The following is a 15,406-nucleotide window of genomic DNA, read 5'->3' on the forward strand; positions in this document are numbered from 1 at the left end:
GGGAGGATAATATTGATGCGCAATACCATCGTTTCCGCAGTGGTCGCGGCCGGCATCCTGGCCGCGACGGGCACCGCCGCCGCCGATAACCTTGTGGCGCCGAAGAGCCTCGCCGCCTGCTTCGTCCCGCAGACGGCATCGACGCCGATGGTCAAGCTGAAGGCGAAGCACGGCCCCTACAGGATCGCCTTCAGCAACTCGTATTACGGCAACAACTGGCGCACCGAGATGCTGAACATCGCCCGCGCCTACGTGAAGCAGCCGGCGGTCGCGAAATACATCTCGAAGTTCGAGATCCAGAATGCCGGCAACAACGTCGCCCAGCAGGTCGCGCAGATCCGCCAGATGATCCTGGGCGGCTACAACGCCATCGTCATCGACGCCGCCTCGCCCTCCGGCCTCAACAGCGTCATCAACGAGGCGGTCAATCACGGCATCGTCGTCGTCGCCTTCGACAATACGGTGACGACCGACAAGGCGATCAACATCAACGAGGACCAGGCGGCGATGGGCCGCATGTGGGCGCAGTTCCTCACGAAGGAAACCGGCGGCAAGGGCAAGATCCTGATGGTCCGCGGCCTCGCCGGCACGACGGTCGATAACGACCAGGGCGACGGCGCCATGGCCGTGTTCAAGAAATCTGCGGGGCTCTCGGTCAAGCAGGTCTATGGCAACTGGGATGTCGGGGTGAACCAGAAGGTCACCGCCGATGCGCTCTCGACCAGCCACGATGTCGCCGGCGTCTGGGGCACCGAAGGGGCCACCGGCGCGCTGCAGGCCTTCCTGCAGGTGAAGGCGAAGCTGGTGCCGATGACCAGCGAGTCGGATAACGGCTTCATGAAGCTCGCGGTCGAGCATCACGTCCCGGCGCTGGTCATCGGCCAGTCGCCGGCGCTGGCGGCCGCGGCCATCCGCGCGGCGATCGCCGCCCTCGACGGGCAGAGCCTGCCGCGCACCGCGAACATCCCGCTCAACCCGGTGACGACGAAGCAGATGAAGGCCGGCGTCAACTACTTCCCGAAACTGCCGAACAGCTTCGTCACCGATATCGACATCCCGCAATGCGGCGTGAAGATCCCGGTCGGCGCCGTGGTCCACGGCAGCTGAGCAAGGCGGAACGAGGGCGAGGCCGGTGCCGATTGCGGCTGACGGAGCCAGGCGCGCGGGCGGCGCGGGTGCTGCTGCCGCGCCGACGCTGGCGGCAACCGGCCTGTCCAAGCGCTTCGGCGGCGTCGTCGCGCTGCGGCGGGCCGATCTCGCGCTTTATCCGGGCGAGGTTCACGCCCTGCTCGGCGCCAACGGCGCCGGCAAGAGCACGCTGGTCAAGCTGCTCGCCGGCATCGAGCAGCCGGATGACGGCACCATCGAGGTCGGCGGCGCCGCCATGCGCTTCGCCAGCCCGCACGCCGCCCTCGCCGCCGGCATCGCCACCGTGCACCAGGAACTCTCGCTCTTCCCGAGCCTGAGCGTTGCCGAGAACATCCTCATCGGCCAGGAACCGCTGCGCGGCGGGCACTGGATCGATGCCGCGGCAATGCGCGAGCGGGCGCGCGTCCTGCTGGCAATGCTGGGCGCGACGGATATCGACCCCGACGCGACCGTCGGCGATCTTCCGCTCGCCCAGGCGCAACTCGTCGAAATCGCGAAGGCGCTGTCGACCGATCCGCGCGTCCTGATCCTCGACGAGCCGACCTCCGCCCTCTCCATCGCCGAGGTCGAACACCTGATAACGGTCATCGAACGGCTGCGGGACCGTGGCACGGCGATCGTGCTGATCTCGCACCGGCTCGGCGAAATCGAACGCCTGGCCGATCGCGTGTCGATCCTGCGCAGCGGCGAGAAGGTCGGCGAGTTTCCGCCCGGCGATTTCAGCCGCGACAGGGCGCTGGCCCTGATGCTCGGCGAGGCCTGGCAGGAGCGCCAGACTGCCCGGCCAGCGGAAGCCTTTGCCGGTCGGGCGGACGACACGATCCTTCACGTCAGCGGCCTCGCCCTGGCGCCGCATTTCGCCGATATCGGCTTCGACCTCCGCCGCGGCGAGGTGCTCGGCCTCGCCGGCCTCGAAGGGCAGGGGCAGAAGGAATTCCTGTTCGCCCTGTTCGGCCTGTTCCGCCGCGGACTGGAGGGCGTTATCGAGATCGGCGGCCGGCGACTGCTGCCGCGCCGGCCCCGCGACGCCATCGCGGCGGGCATCGCCCTGATCCCCGACGACCGCAAGACGCTCGGCGGCTTCCTCGGCCTCAGCATCGCGGAAAACATCGCCATCACCGTGCTGGGTTCCCTGCGGCGGCGCCTCCTGATCAGCCGTCGCGCCGAGGCGGACCTGGTCGACGACCATATCCGTCGTCTCGGCATCAAATGCGCCAGCCGCGCGGTGCCGCTCGGCAGCCTGAGCGGCGGGAACCAGCAGAAGGTTGTGGTCGCCAAATGGCTGGCCCGGCGCGAACCCGTCTATGTCTTCTGCGACCCGACGCGCGGTGTCGATGCCGGGGCGCGCGGCGAACTCTTCGGCGTAATCCGCGAACTCGCCGCCCAGGGCACCGCCGTGCTGTTCTATTCCACCGACATTTCGGAGTTTTCGCTGCTGTGCAACCGCGTTCTGGTCTTCCGCGAGGGCCGCGTCGCCGGGTCGCTCGAAGGAGCCTCCATCACGGAACAGAACATCCTCGACCTGTCCTTCCACGAGGCCGCGCATGAAGCCGCCTGAAGCCGCGCGCCCCGCCGCCCCCCGCCGGCGCGGACGGATCGAGAAGCATCTGGGGCCGGTGTCCTGCGCCATCGGCCTTGCCGTGGTGATCGGCCTCTATGCGCTCCGCCAGCCGCTGATCCTCTCGCCCTTTGGCCTCGCCAGCCTCGCCAACGTCTCGGTGCCGCTTGCCCTTGCCGCGATCGGCCAGACCATCGTGCTGCTCGGCGCGGGCCTCGATCTGTCGATCGGCGCCGAGATCACCCTGGTCAACTGCTTCGCGGCGACGACGATGCAGGGCAGCCCGCTCGGCATCGGCGGCATCGTCGTGCTGTCGCTGCTGATCGGCCTCGGGCTCGGCGCGGTGAACGGCCTGATCATCGCCTACGGGCGCGTGGAACCGCTGATCGCCACCTTCTGCACCTCGTTCATCTATGGCGGCGCGGCGCTGATCATCCTGCCGCGCCCCGGCGGCGCCATCCCCGCCGGCTTCGCCAACGCGCTGACCGGAAACTGGGGCATTTTGCCGTTCTCGCTGGTGTTGCTGGCCGCCGCCGTGCTGCTGGCCTGGATTCCCGTCTTCCGCTCCCGCCTCGGCCGGTTCATCGTCGCGGTCGGCGATGACGCCGAAAGCGCGCGCGTCTCCGGCCTGCCGGTGCGCCGCGTCGAAATGACCAGCTATGTGCTGGCCGGACTGTTCGCCGCGATCGCCGCCCTGTTCCTCGCCGCCGAGACCACATCCGGCGATCCCACGATCGGCAGCATCTACACGCTCAACTCGCTCGCCGCCGCGGTGCTCGGCGGCGTCGCGCTGACCGGCGGGCGCGGCACGGCCATCGGGCCGATCCTCGGCAGTTTCCTGCTCTCGATCATCCTCAACGCCCTCGGCGTCTTCAACGTCTCCGCCTTCTGGCAGGATTGCATCGAAGGATTGATCCTCATGGTGGTGCTCGGCCTCGGCGGGCTGCGCCTGCTGCGCGGCGGCAACTGGCTCACGGTGCTGCGCCAGTGACGGCGCCCGGCAAGACGGCGCGCATCGGGACAGGCCCGGCGCCGTTCGCCGCCCGCCTCGGGCCGGCGGCGCGGCGCATGCTGCTGTCCTACCTGATCCTCCTTCTCGTTTATGGCTGCGCCGTCGCGGTGAATCCCGAATTCCTCGGCTGGGGCACCATACGGCTGCAACTCGTGCAGGCGACGTTCATCGGCCTGATCGCGATCGGCGAGACCTTCGCCATCCTGATCGGCCAGATCGACCTTTCGGTGCCGTGGACCATCACCCTCTCGGCCATCCTGAGCACCAATCTCGCGGCGGTGTACGGCCATCAGTGGATCGCCTTCGCCATCGTCATCGCGGTCGGCGTCGCGGTGGGGCTGCTGAACACGCTCGGCGTGTTCGTGCTGCGGGTGCATTCGCTGATCTGGACGCTCAGCGTCAACCTGCTGCTCCAGGGCATCGCCCTCGTCTACACGAACGCCGTCGCGCCGACGACCCATATCCCCGGCGCCGCCCGCGCGCTCGCGCTCGGCAATGTGGGGTTCATGCCGGCGGCGTTCCTCGTCTGGATCGTCTGCGGCGCGACTTCCATCCTGGCCCTGCGGGCGATGCCGTTCGGCCGCTCGATCTATGCGATCGGCAACAGCCCGGCGGCAGCCCTGCTCTCCGGCGTGCCGATCGGACGGGTGACGGCACTGATCTTCGTCATCAGCGCGACATGCGCCGCCTTCGTCGGGCTGCTGCTGAGCGGATATTCGTCGCAGGCCTATCTCGGCATGGGCAACGACTATCTGCTCCCGCCGATCGCCGCCGTCGTCATCGGCGGCACCCGGCTGTCAGGCGGCGAGGGGGGCTATGCCGGCAGCATCGCCGGCGCGCTGACCGTCGTCCTGCTGCAGGCGATCCTGGTGACGCTGAACATTTCCGAAGGCGCGCGCCAGCTCGTCTTCGGCGCCATCCTGCTGGCGCTGGCATTGCTGTTCCTCAAGCGGCGGTCATAGTTGCCGCCGCCGCACTCCCATCGCGAGGCAGGGCGGGATTGAAGATCTAATGCCGGCAACCCAGCAGCGCCCGCGTCTTCGGGTGAACCGGCTGCTCGAACAGGACCGCAGGCGGCCCATCCTCGACGATGCGCCCGCGATCCATCACGATGATCCGATCCGCGACATTTCGCGCAAAGCCCATTTCATGCGTCACGATCATCATCGTCATGCCGTCCTGCGCCAGATCGCGCATCACCGCGAGCACTTCGCCCACCATCTCGGGGTCGAGCGCCGAGGTCGGCTCATCGAAGAGCATCACCGCCGGCTGCATCGCGAGCGCACGGGCGATCGCGACCCGCTGCTGTTGTCCGCCCGAGAGGGAGGATGGCATCGCCCTGGCCTTGTGCGAGAGGCCGACGCGTGCCAGCAGCGCTTCCGCTCGCGATACCGCTTCCGCTCGCGGCCTGCCGCGAACTTTCATGGGCGCGAGGATGATGTTTTCGATGACATCGAGATTTGCGAACAGGTTGAAGCGCTGGAACACCATGCCGACATCCCGTCGCTGCCGGGCGATGTTGACCTCGAGATCCTCCGCCAGTTTTCCGTTCTGCTCGCGGTAGCCGATCAGGCCGCCATTGACCACGATGCGCCCGCCCTCGATTTTCTCGAGATGGTTGATGCACCGCAGCAGAGTGGTCTTGCCCGAACCCGAGGAACCGATCAGGACAACGGTCTCGCCGCGGCGGACGCCGAAACTGACACGGTCGAGAACTTTCGTGTTGCCGAAACGCTTTTCCACGTCCTCGGCTTCGATCAGGAGCGGCTGCATCAGGCGGTTTCCGTCATCGGCTGGCTGATGGCGTCGATGGCGCTGTCGTCGGGCTGCCTGTCCATCCGGCGCTCGACCTGCGCCATCACGGCACCCCATATCGTGGTCAACGCGAGAAAATAGAGGGCAAGCACCGAGTAGAGTTCGAAGGTGCGGAACGTGGCCGAATTGATCGTCTCGGTGACCAGCAGCATTTCCGAAACGCCGATCACGCTCACCAGCGTCGAGTTCTTCAGCATGATGTTGAACTGATTGCCGATCGGCAACAAAACCACACGTAGCGCCTGGGGCAGCACGACATATCGAAGGATCTGCCAGGGAACCATGCCGAGCGATTTCGCCGCCTCGGTCTGGCCGCGATCGACGGCATCGATGCCGGCCCTGAATATTTCGGCCATGTACGCCCCTTCGTTCAGGCCCAGCGCGAGGATGCCGGCCTGCACATTGCCCGCGAGGGTGAGTCCGCCGAGATGGATGTCATGGAACCGGAGAATGCCGGCGGCCGCGAGTCCGGTATAGATGAAGACGATCTGCACCAGCAGAGGCGTGCCGCGCATCAGGAAGATATAGGCCCGCGCCGGCCAACGCAGGACGCCCATCTTCGACCGCCTTGCGAGCGCTGCGGGCAGACCGATCGCGAGCCCGATCGCCTGCCCCCCGACGCTGATCATGATCGTCAGCCAGAGCCCCTCAAGGAAGGCGCCGTTCGGCTCCAGCAGCTGATGCCAGAAATAAGGCCAGTCGAAATGCACCTCGATGCTCCGCGCTCAACCGGGCTTCAGCATGTCGATGCCGAGATTCCACTTCCGGAAGATGGCGGCATAACTGCCGTTCTTCATCATGTCGGCGAGTGCCGAACTGACCGCCTTGTGCAGCGCCGCTTCGTTCTTGCGGATGCCGATGCCGGTGGCGATCTTGTAATAGGGCGGGCCGCCCAGCGCGAATTGTCCCGGCGCCTTGTGGATGTAATAGCGCGCGGTTTCGTAGGCGACACCGTAGGCGGCAACCTGGCCGAATTGAAGCTGCTGCAAGGCCTGCGTGTTTTCCGGAAACATCACGATATCGATCGGCTTCTTCCGCGCGCCTGCGAGTTCCTTGTTCGCTGCCTTCAGCAGCACCGTGGCCGTGGTGCCTGTGACCGTCGCAACCTTCTTGCCCGACAGACTTTCAAGCGAGGGAACGGCTCCCTTGCCTCGCTTCACGAGAACGGCCTCGTGCGAAATCATGTAGGGAATTTCGTCGATCACCTTGAGCCGTCCCGGCTTGATGAACAGCTGCGACATGATGATATCGCAGTGCGAGGCGAGCAGGGCAGGGATCAGCCCCGCAAAAGGCATGTTGATCCATTCGGGCTTCACGCCGAGATGGCTCGCGATGGCATCGCCAAGATCGATGTCCAGGCCAACCGGCCTGGTCTCCGCATTCATGAATTCCATGGGCGGCAGATTGACGGCGCTGCAGATGCGCAGGGTGCCCGATTTCTCGATACTCGCGGGCAGGCCCGGGGCCGCGGCATGCGCCGTCGTCAATCCCGCCAGCCCGGCTCCCGCCAATACCCCCAGTGCCGAAAACAGCGCTTTCATTCGAGTCATGATCGGTCTCCATTCGAAGCGGTTGATCTGGTGACAGGGCTGTCAGCACCGGCCCGGATGGATGAAAATTAGGCCGCTGAATGCGGCGCAACAAGACAAAAATATCAAAAAATATGCGTTTATAGAGCTATATGATCAAACAATAGCCAACTAACGAATAAAATCTATGCATACGAATTGAATATGAGCAAAACGAAGCCGGCTCACTTTTGCGGTGCGAAACGTGCCGCCGTGCCGTGCATCAAGCGAAGGCGCTGCCGGCAACACGCTCTGGCCCCTGCCATGACGCGGGTCCATTCTCATCGCGATGGTTGCATGGGGGCGCATCGTCCCCGTTGCCGGCGCCGGCGTGATCGATCCGCCGGCCGTCCCCTTATGCTGCGACCAGTTGCCGCAGGCTTCTGCGGGAGGGATTTTCGACGTAGCGGTGAACGAGCGCGGTTGAAACGCCCAGGATTGCAATATAACCGCACACCGCCGCCGCACATTCGAGCGCTGTCCCGTGCGCGACATAGGCCAGGAGAAAGCGCGCGCCTTTTTCCACGGGCGCCTGCATCAGATAAAGCGAGTAGCTCGCGGCCCCAACAAGGACGAACGGCTTCGAGGAAGCGAGGCGTCCAATGGGATTTGCCCTCGAACTCGCGGCAAGGATGACAAAGGGAAAGACCAGCACCGGCATGAAGTCGGCAAGGCGGCTCTGGAGCACAAACATCGCTTCCGTGGCGACGATCATCAAGAGTATCGGCACGGTCCAGCGGATACGGCGCACCGGCACCACGTCGACGATGCGGCGCAGCAGGCACCCTTCCGTGAATTCGGCCGCCGCCCGCAGCAGCACCGGCCCTCCAAGGGTCACATTCATCGTGTGGCCAAATATCGTCGAATAACATGCCGCCAATGCCAACGGCAGCGCGACCGCTGCCGACATCACCAGACCATTGTTCAACTTCCGGAGGCCAAATGCGAGGAACGGGAAAAGGATATAGCAGAACATCTCCGCACTAACCGACCATGCCGGATAATTCCAATTGAGATGGTCGGTTAGTCCCCAACTTTGCAGCATGAACAGATCGACCAGAAACTGGCCCGGTTCATAATTCCTCGGATTGAATGAAGGATCGCCCAGCGCAGGCCCCAGGACGACAATCACGACAAACAGCAGCATCGTGAAAAGATAGACCGGATAGAGGCGGGCGAGGCGAAGCCCGATGAATCGCCGGAATGCCGGCACCGTCGGCTGATGGAAATCGGCCGCATGGACATGCCAGATCACGAACCCGCTCAGTGTGAAAAACAGATCGACGCCGAGATAGCCGAGTCGGATCACCCGCAGCGAACCCGCCGGATAGAGGTATGCGAACGCGCCGAAACTGTAATGAAATCCGACAACCCATAGTGCCGCAAGGGCGCGCAATCCCGTCAGTCCTTCCATCCGATCCGACTTTGCCGGCCGTGTTCGGATGTCGGCATATCCGTCGGGAATTTCAGCCAGACCCGGCATCGGGACGGATACATCCGTCTGGCCGGAAAACAGCGCCGGCCGGGTCATCAGGCCCCCCTCGCGCACTGGCCCCGAACGGTGGCGAGCGCTCCGCGTCCAGCATCCCGCGACGAGTGGCGGGCGAGGGGCAATCCTGATCCTGGCTCAACCGGGACCTGCGCCGCCCAGGCCTCACCACGCCACGTCAGAACAAGGCGAGGCGCCAGGCGAAAAGCCCGCAACATTCCAGTTGCGGTGAGAAGCCGAAATGAAAGAATGATTCTATTCCAATATAAACGCACATCTGCTCCAATGTATTTATGACGATTTGGATTTAAAAGTGAGAAATAATGTTTCAAGTGTAAATAAATACATGTTGTTATATGCATTTTTAATATTCACGCCCGACGCGGCTCGTGACGATGAATTTTCTGTTGCCCACATGGCGTCGATCGTGTCGCCACGCACGCTCCGGCCGATCCGGTCAATCCGGAACCGCGACACCGCCCGGCCGGCCTCCCGCATGTCGTGCCCCGGTCCGCTGGCCGCAACATATCGCAACAACTGTTACGAAACAGATACGTTAAATATGGGAAATCCGAAATCCGGCGCCCTTCACACGCACCATCTGCCCGAGCAAATTTCGCGTTGACCTTCCCACGATGGAAGGCCCCATATCGCTCCCGCCACCGAACGCCGATCCCAGCCAGGAATATCGCCAATGTCCTCCCGCCTGACACGTCGCCTTCTTCTTGCCGCCGCCGGTTCCGCCGGTGCCGTTCCATGGGTTTCCGCGCAGGCCGGTCAGGCCCCTGCCGCGGCCGCGGGCGGGCATCGCCTGCTGGCCGGCACCCGCACCCTCGAGGTGAACGGCCGCGCGGCCCGGGTCTTCCGTCTCACCGCCGATAGCGGGCAAGCCGGGCTGTTCCTCGCACCGGGAGAGCGCTTCCGCGTCGATCTGACCAACACGCTCGACGAGCACACGATCATCCACTGGCACGGCCAGCTGCCGCCCTGGACCCAGGATGGCTTCCCCTGGCCGCAGACGCCGCCGCTGGCGCCAGGCGCGACCCGAAGCTACGACTACGCGCCGATCCCCGGCACCTACTGGATGCATTCGCATGACGGCCTGCAGGAGCAGAGCCTGATGACGGCGCCGCTGATCGTCCGCACCGCCGCCGAGATGCGCGAGGACCGGCAGGACATCGTGCTGATGCTGCACGATTTCAGCTTCAGGACGCCGGACGACCTTCTGGCCGGCCTGACGGGGGCGAAGCCTTCCGCCGTCCACGATATGGTCCGCCATGCCGAGAATGTCGCGGCGCCGGCCATGAACATGCATGGCATGGCCTCCGGCGGCATGGCGTCGATGTCCTCGGGCGACATGGGGCAGGGGCACTCCATGGGCGGCATGACCATGGATGTGAACGATATCGACTACGACGCCTTCCTCGCCAACGACCGCACGCTCGCCGATCCCGAGGTGGTGCGCGTCGGGCGCAGCGGGCGCGTGCGCCTGCGCATCATCAACGGCTCGTCCTCCAGCCAGTTCTGGATCGATCTCGGGACCCTCAAAGGCAGGATCGTCGCCGTCGACGGTCATCCGGTTCATCCGGTTGCCGGCGCCCGCTTTCCGCTCGCCATCGCCCAGCGGATGGACATCCTCGTCGACCTGCCGCCCTCCGGCGCCTTTCCCATCCTCGCGCGTCTCGAAGCCTCGCGTCGCCGCACGGGCATCGTCCTGGCAACGCCGGGTGCGCGCATCCCCACGATCGCCGAAGCGGGGCACGACAGGACGCCGCCGCTCGACAATGCGCTGGAAATGCGTCTCACCGCGGCCCAGCCGCTAAGGCCGCGCAAACCCGACCTCGTGCACCGCATCGACCTGTCCGGATCGATGAAACCCTATCGCTGGGCGCTGAACGGCGACTACTGGCCGCATGTCACGCCGCTCATGCTCGAAGCCGGGCAGCGCGTGGAAATCGAGCTGGTCAATCGCTCTTCCATGGCGCATCCTATGCATCTTCACGGGCATGCCTTCCAGGTCATCGGCATCAACGGCAAGACGGTGAACGGCGCGGTCCGGGATACGGTTCTGGTCACCCCCCGGCACGGCCGCGTGCGGATCGCCTTCGATGCGGACAATCCCGGCCGCTGGGCCTTCCACTGCCATAACCTCTACCACATGGCGACCGGCATGATGACCGAGTTCCGCTATCGCGGGATCGCGGTCTGACGCAGGAGCCGGGCCGGAACTTCAGGACCGCGCCGCGGGGAGATGATGCCGCGAACAGTCCGTCGCGCACAGCGCGGCATCGGTCTCGATCTGCAGGGTGAGGTGGCCGATCCCGAAATTCAGCCGTATCGCCTCCGCGAGGCGGCCGGTGAAATCATCCCCGGGGTGGCCGCCGGGCGTCACGACATGCAGGGTCATGGCGCTGTCCGTGGTGCTCGTCGGCCACACATGCAGATCATGCACCGCCGATACTTCCGGCCAGTCCAGGACGAAATCGCGCAGCGCGGCGATATCGATGCCGTCCGGCACGCGGTCCATGGCAAGGGCGACCGAATCCCTGAGCAGCCCCCAGGTGCCGGCCAGGATGACGCCGGCGATGGCGAGGCTCGCCAGCGGATCGATGCGCTCCCATCCGGTCAGCAGGATCACGGCGCCGGCCACGACGACGCCGAGCGAGACGAGCGCGTCATAGGCCATGTGCTGGAACGCGGCGCGGATATTGATGTCGGACCCGCGCCCCGCGGCGAACAGCCAGGCGGTGACGCCGTTGACGACGATGCCGATCGCCGCGACGATCATGATCGTCGCCGTGCCGACCGGGGCGGGCTCGAACAGCCGACGGATGGCCTCGACGGCGATGGCGCCGATGGAGATGAGCAGGATCGTCGCATTCATCAGCGCGGCGAGAATGGTGCCGCGCCCGAGGCCATAGGTATAGCGCCGGGAAGGGGACCGCTTCGCCAGAACCGCCGCCACCCAGGCCACGAGCAGGCCCAGCACGTCGCCGAGATTGTGGCCGGCATCGGCGACCAGCGCCATCGAATGCGCCGCGATGCCGGCGATCACCTCGCCGACGACGAACGCGGAATTCAGGATCGCCCCGATCGCGAACGCCGCCCCGAAATCCGCCGGCGCATGGCTGTGCCCGGGGCCGTGGGAATGGCCGTGATGGTCATGGCCGGCATGGGCGTCATGAGCATGATGATCGTGCGGCATGGATAACTCCTCCGAACCGGCCGGATGCCGGGTCAGCAACAGCAGGTGCCGGTCCAGGCTTCGCGGCCTTCCCTGACCAGGAACCAGACAACACCCAGAGAGGTCGCGGCGTCCACCCACCAGGCGCCGGTGACCGCCTGAACCGCCAGGCCGATCACGACGACCAGCGAGAGATAGAAGCAGGTTATGCTCTCCATCGCATCGGCCCGCATCGCGCGGCTGCCGAGCGCATCGGCGACGGCGATCTTGCGCCGCGCGAGCAGATACATCACCGGCATCGCCGCGAGCGTCACCGCGAGGCCGGGCCAGGAGAACGAAGCGCCGGCCCGCGCCGCCAGCCTGAACGCCGCCATGATGACGACAGAGGCGGCAAGGGCGAACAGCAGCCCGCCGGCGAGCCGGCCCGCGAGGCGTTCCGCCTGCTCGCCGAACGCCTCGCCGCGGCGCAGCTCCACGTTCAGGCGCCAGATCAGCACCAGCGCGGAGGCGATCTCGATCACGCTGTCGATCCCGAAGGCGCCCAGCGCCACGCTGCGCGCCCGGAGCCCCGCCAGGATGGCCACCGTCGCCTCGATCGCCATCCAGCCAAGCGTTGCATATTCCAGCCGGAAGGCGCGCCCGATCAGCGCCGCCCTCTCCGCGCGCAGCGCCGGCGCCGGGCTCGTGCCGGCTGTTGGGCCGGCCGCGGCGCAGCAATGGTCCTGAAGTGCTGGCTCGATGGTGGCAGGGGCTTCGTCCATGATCACAAAAGCCTCGACAACGGGGATCGCCGCGCCAATCTCGACCCTGTAGCCGCTACAGGGTCAAGGAGGTGCGATTTGCTCGGAATCGGCGAACTCTCCCGCAAGACAGGCGTCAGGATCGAGACGATCCGCTACTACGAGCGGATCGGCCTGCTGGCGCCGCCGGCCCGCACGGCGGGAAACTACCGCCGCTATCGCGAGACCGATGTCGGGCGTCTCCGCTTCATCCGGCGCGCGCGCGCCCTCGGCTTCCCGATCGACCGTATCGGCACGCTGCTCGCTCTGGCGGATCAGCGCGACCGCTCATGCGAGGATGTCGACGCGATCGCCCGCGACCATCTCGACGAGATCGATCGCAAGATCGCCGATCTCACCGCCCTGCGCCGCGAACTGGCATCGATGGTCGATGCCTGCTCCTCGCGCAGCATCGCCCGCTGCCGCATCCTCGGAGCCCTGGCGTCCGATCGGTGAGCCGGCGCGCCGCGCCCTCGCGTCCGTTCCGTCACGCCGATCGCGCATGGACCTCGACGGTCAGGTGCGAAAGCGATCTGAAGCGGGCGAGCTTCCGCTGGTAGTCGGCAGCGCCCAGCCCGCTCGCCGTCCGCACCGACAGGATGGCGCCCAGATGCCCCGGGCCGAGCCGCCAGAGATGCAGGTCCGCCAGTTCGTCGCCATCCGCCTCGATCGTCTCGCGCAGCCGCTGCGCGAGACGGCGGTCGGGGGTCATGTCCAGCAGGATCGCGCCGGTGTCGCGGATCAGGCCGAACGCCCAGCTCGCGATGACCAGCGCGCCGACGATGCCGACCGCCGGGTCCATCCATCGCCAGCCGAAGGCGCGCGCCAGCAGAAGGCCGACGATCACCAGGATCGACACCGCCGCATCGGTGGCGACGTGGATCACCGCCGCGCGCATGTTGTTGTCGCGCCCGGTGGTTTCATGGGCGTGCTCGTGCTCGACGAAGTTCACGGCGCCGCTGGCATCGCCGATGGCAACGACCGCGGTGAATTCATGCGGCTCGGGAATTTCCTCGTGCGATTCCAGGTAGCCGTCGGCCGCCGTCATCGTGAAGGCCTGGCGCCGGCCGCCGGCGCGGATCGTCTCGATCGTCACCGCCGCCGCCGTCGGCAGATCGCCATCCTCCGCCGCCAGGCGGAACCGCGGCGGCACGCCATCCTCGAAAATGCCGAGGCGCATGGCGGCACCGCCGATCGTCACGAGGTGCGTCTCGTCGTCATGGTGGTGGTCATCCCCGGCGTGTCCGTGATGATGCCCGTGCCCGTGCCCGTGCCCGTGCCCGTGCCCATGTCCGTGGGCATGGCCGTGGCTGTGGCCATGGTCATGCCCGCCGGCGAGAATGAGCGCGCTGACCACATTGACGACGAGCCCGAGCCCGGCGATCGGCAGGGCCTCGGCAAAATCGATCGGCACTGGCGCGAAGAACCGCCTGATCGCCTCGTAGCCGATCAGCAGGGCGATCATCGCCAGGACGATGGCGCTGGTGAACCCCGCCAGATCGCCGAACTTCCCCGTGCCGAAGCTGAAGCGCGGATCGCCGGCGTGCTTGCGGGCGTAGCGATAGGCGAGGGCGGCGAGCAGCAGGGCGCCGGCATGCGTGCTCATGTGCAGGCCATCCGCCACCAGCGCGATCGACCCGTACAGCGATCCGCCGACGATCTCCAGGATCATCATCGCCGTGCAGATCCAGATCACCCACCAGGTGCGGCGTTCGCTGCGCTCATGGTCGGCGCGCAGGAAAATATGGTCGTGCCCTGCGAAGGTCGTTTGATCAGACATGTCTTGCCTCACTTCAGATAGGCGCGGATCACGGCCAGGAGCTGCTCGGTCGCGTCGTTGTCCTGCGCGTCGGGATGGGTGTCCGCGTCCACGAGGTGCGAACGGACGTGATCCTCGACGACCTCCGCCATCAGCCCCGCGATCGCCCCGCGGACCCCGGCGATCTGCTGCATGACGGTCTCGCAGCCGGCCTCCGCCTCGAGAGCCCGCTCGATGGCCTCGACCTGGCCCCGGATCCGGCGGACGCGCGCCAGCAGCTTCCGCTTTTCACGAACGGTATGGGTCATCCGGCATCTCTAGCATACTCCCCCTCCCTATAACAGGGGGGCGCAGCGCCGCCGGACGGCCCCGGCGCGCGACCGCCCTTGACATGGGTCAACGCAGGAGCCGCCGGCCGATGCTATCCACAATGACCAGTATCGGCATCCGCGCGGATGCCGTTCCGGACAACCTCGAGCGGCGGATCCTGCACTGTGGAGCATGATGTTTCGCGACGGTCGTTCATATGCGGTTCGGCGCTGGCCGCCGCCGCCGCGGGCGTGCCCGGTCCCGCCGCGGCGGCACCGCCTGCCGCGGATGCCGGGCGGGTGCTCGGCCCCGGCGCAATCCCCGTCACCCTCACGGTCAACGGTACCGGCCACGTCCTCGCCATCCCGCCGCAGACGACCCTCGCCGATGCGCTCCGCACGATGCTCGGCCTGACCGGCACCAAGGTCGCATGCGATCGCGGCGCCTGTTCCGCCTGCACCGTCTGGCTCGACGGCAAGCCGATCGTCTCCTGCATGTTCCTCGCCATCGATGCCGCGGGGCATCGGGTCACGACGATCGAGGGGCTGGCGCGCGGCGACGACCTCCATCCCGTGCAGGCCGCGTTCATCGCGCACGACGCCCTGCAATGCGGCTTCTGCACGCCCGGCATGGTCATGAGCTGCGCCGCCCTGCTCGGCTCCGTGCCGGCACCGACCGACGCCGAGGTGAGGGCGGCCATCAGCGGCCATCTCTGCCGCTGCGGCACCTATCCGCACGTCATCGCGGCGACGCTCGACGCCGCGCGTGTCCGGAAATCCTGAGC

15 protein-coding genes are annotated in these 15,406 nt (G+C 66.4%); 7 read left to right on the forward strand and 8 right to left on the reverse strand.

Features of this window, described 5'->3' with window-relative positions:
* The first annotated feature begins 15 nt into the window (after positions 1 to 15).
* Genes ACMV_RS03730 through ACMV_RS03745 form a run of 4 tightly spaced genes read left to right on the forward strand, consistent with a single transcriptional unit; the run spans position 16 to position 4,681 of the window.
* Positions 16 to 1,107, forward strand: coding sequence for a substrate-binding domain-containing protein (locus tag ACMV_RS03730; protein WP_013639596.1), 1,092 nt, complete (start codon positions 16 to 18; stop codon positions 1,105 to 1,107).
* Positions 1,108 to 1,132: 25 nt separating this feature from the next.
* Complete coding sequence (locus tag ACMV_RS03735; protein ID WP_013639597.1) at positions 1,133 to 2,707, forward strand: sugar ABC transporter ATP-binding protein; 1,575 nt, start codon at positions 1,133 to 1,135, stop codon at positions 2,705 to 2,707.
* Positions 2,694 to 3,698 carry an ABC transporter permease gene (locus tag ACMV_RS03740; RefSeq protein ID WP_013639598.1) on the forward strand — a complete coding sequence of 335 codons (1,005 nt, stop codon included), beginning with the start codon at positions 2,694 to 2,696 and terminating at the stop codon, positions 3,696 to 3,698. The genes ACMV_RS03735 and ACMV_RS03740 overlap by 14 nt, the downstream gene beginning before the upstream one ends.
* Complete coding sequence (locus ACMV_RS03745) at positions 3,695 to 4,681, forward strand: ABC transporter permease (RefSeq protein ID WP_013639599.1); 987 nt, start codon at positions 3,695 to 3,697, stop codon at positions 4,679 to 4,681. Before ACMV_RS03740 ends, ACMV_RS03745 begins: the two co-directional genes overlap by 4 nt.
* A 46-nt stretch (positions 4,682 to 4,727) precedes the next feature.
* Here ACMV_RS03745 and ACMV_RS03750 read toward each other — a convergent pair whose 3' ends face one another.
* From ACMV_RS03750 to ACMV_RS03765, 4 genes are all read right to left on the reverse strand, one after another.
* Complete coding sequence (locus ACMV_RS03750) at positions 4,728 to 5,492, reverse strand: amino acid ABC transporter ATP-binding protein (RefSeq protein ID WP_007423510.1); 765 nt, start codon at positions 5,490 to 5,492, stop codon at positions 4,728 to 4,730.
* On the reverse strand, positions 5,492 to 6,244 hold the full coding sequence (locus tag ACMV_RS03755; protein ID WP_007423511.1) for an amino acid ABC transporter permease: 753 nt from the start codon (positions 6,242 to 6,244) through the stop codon (positions 5,492 to 5,494). Before ACMV_RS03755 ends, ACMV_RS03750 begins: the two co-directional genes overlap by 1 nt.
* 15 nt (positions 6,245 to 6,259) lie before the next feature.
* Positions 6,260 to 7,084, reverse strand: a complete 825-nt coding sequence (locus ACMV_RS03760; protein WP_011942018.1) for an ABC transporter substrate-binding protein — start codon at positions 7,082 to 7,084, stop codon at positions 6,260 to 6,262.
* A 373-nt stretch (positions 7,085 to 7,457) separates the two neighbouring features.
* Positions 7,458 to 8,633, reverse strand: coding sequence for an acyltransferase family protein (locus ACMV_RS03765; protein ID WP_013639600.1), 1,176 nt, complete (start codon positions 8,631 to 8,633; stop codon positions 7,458 to 7,460).
* Positions 8,634 to 9,285: 652 nt separating this feature from the next.
* Here ACMV_RS03765 and ACMV_RS03770 point away from each other — a divergent pair.
* Positions 9,286 to 10,800 carry a multicopper oxidase family protein gene (locus ACMV_RS03770; protein ID WP_013639601.1) on the forward strand — a complete coding sequence of 505 codons (1,515 nt, stop codon included), beginning with the start codon at positions 9,286 to 9,288 and terminating at the stop codon, positions 10,798 to 10,800.
* 21 nt (positions 10,801 to 10,821) lie between these two features.
* On the opposite strand, the gene ACMV_RS03775 is transcribed toward ACMV_RS03770, so the two are convergent.
* Positions 10,822 to 11,796: a cation diffusion facilitator family transporter gene (locus tag ACMV_RS03775; protein WP_007423516.1), complete on the reverse strand. Its 975-nt coding sequence runs from the start codon at positions 11,794 to 11,796 to the stop codon at positions 10,822 to 10,824.
* A gap of 32 nt (positions 11,797 to 11,828) precedes the next feature.
* Entirely contained in the window at positions 11,829 to 12,536 is a 708-nt protein-coding gene (locus tag ACMV_RS03780; RefSeq protein WP_013639602.1) for a cation transporter, read from the reverse strand.
* A gap of 78 nt (positions 12,537 to 12,614) precedes the next feature.
* Between ACMV_RS03780 and ACMV_RS03785 the strand changes: the two genes are divergently transcribed.
* Positions 12,615 to 13,010: a MerR family transcriptional regulator gene (locus ACMV_RS03785; RefSeq protein WP_013639603.1), complete on the forward strand. Its 396-nt coding sequence runs from the start codon at positions 12,615 to 12,617 to the stop codon at positions 13,008 to 13,010.
* Between the two features lie 31 nt (positions 13,011 to 13,041).
* On the opposite strand, the gene dmeF is transcribed toward ACMV_RS03785, so the two are convergent.
* Positions 13,042 to 14,334: a CDF family Co(II)/Ni(II) efflux transporter DmeF gene (gene dmeF, locus ACMV_RS03790; protein ID WP_013639604.1), complete on the reverse strand. Its 1,293-nt coding sequence runs from the start codon at positions 14,332 to 14,334 to the stop codon at positions 13,042 to 13,044.
* Positions 14,335 to 14,342: 8 nt separating this feature from the next.
* On the reverse strand, positions 14,343 to 14,621 hold the full coding sequence (locus tag ACMV_RS03795) for a metal/formaldehyde-sensitive transcriptional repressor (RefSeq protein WP_007423520.1): 279 nt from the start codon (positions 14,619 to 14,621) through the stop codon (positions 14,343 to 14,345).
* Between the two features lie 186 nt (positions 14,622 to 14,807).
* Here ACMV_RS03795 and ACMV_RS03800 point away from each other — a divergent pair, with 186 nt between their 5' ends.
* Positions 14,808 to 15,404, forward strand: a complete 597-nt coding sequence (locus tag ACMV_RS03800) for a (2Fe-2S)-binding protein (RefSeq protein WP_013639605.1) — start codon at positions 14,808 to 14,810, stop codon at positions 15,402 to 15,404.
* Positions 15,405 to 15,406 lie beyond the last annotated feature (2 nt).

The sequence above is a fragment of the Acidiphilium multivorum AIU301 genome (genome assembly GCF_000202835.1).
Classification (GTDB): domain Bacteria; phylum Pseudomonadota; class Alphaproteobacteria; order Acetobacterales; family Acetobacteraceae; genus Acidiphilium; species Acidiphilium multivorum.

Bases quoted from the DNA above. Each gene is read 5' to 3' on its own strand.
- ACMV_RS03760 (WP_011942018.1), bottom strand. From the start codon at position 7,084: ATGACTCGAATGAAAGCGCTGTTTTCGGCACTGGGGGTATTGGCGGGA.
- ACMV_RS03765 (WP_013639600.1), bottom strand. From the start codon at position 8,633: ATGACCCGGCCGGCGCTGTTTTCCGGCCAGACGGATGTATCCGTCCCG.
- ACMV_RS03740 (WP_013639598.1), top strand. From the start codon at position 2,694: ATGAAGCCGCCTGAAGCCGCGCGCCCCGCCGCCCCCCGCCGGCGCGGA.
- dmeF (WP_013639604.1), bottom strand. From the start codon at position 14,334: ATGTCTGATCAAACGACCTTCGCAGGGCACGACCATATTTTCCTGCGC.
- ACMV_RS03730 (WP_013639596.1), top strand. From the start codon at position 16: ATGCGCAATACCATCGTTTCCGCAGTGGTCGCGGCCGGCATCCTGGCC.
- ACMV_RS03780 (WP_013639602.1), bottom strand. From the start codon at position 12,536: ATGGACGAAGCCCCTGCCACCATCGAGCCAGCACTTCAGGACCATTGC.
- ACMV_RS03770 (WP_013639601.1), top strand. From the start codon at position 9,286: ATGTCCTCCCGCCTGACACGTCGCCTTCTTCTTGCCGCCGCCGGTTCC.
- ACMV_RS03775 (WP_007423516.1), bottom strand. From the start codon at position 11,796: ATGCCGCACGATCATCATGCTCATGACGCCCATGCCGGCCATGACCAT.
- ACMV_RS03795 (WP_007423520.1), bottom strand. From the start codon at position 14,621: ATGACCCATACCGTTCGTGAAAAGCGGAAGCTGCTGGCGCGCGTCCGC.
- ACMV_RS03750 (WP_007423510.1), bottom strand. From the start codon at position 5,492: ATGCAGCCGCTCCTGATCGAAGCCGAGGACGTGGAAAAGCGTTTCGGC.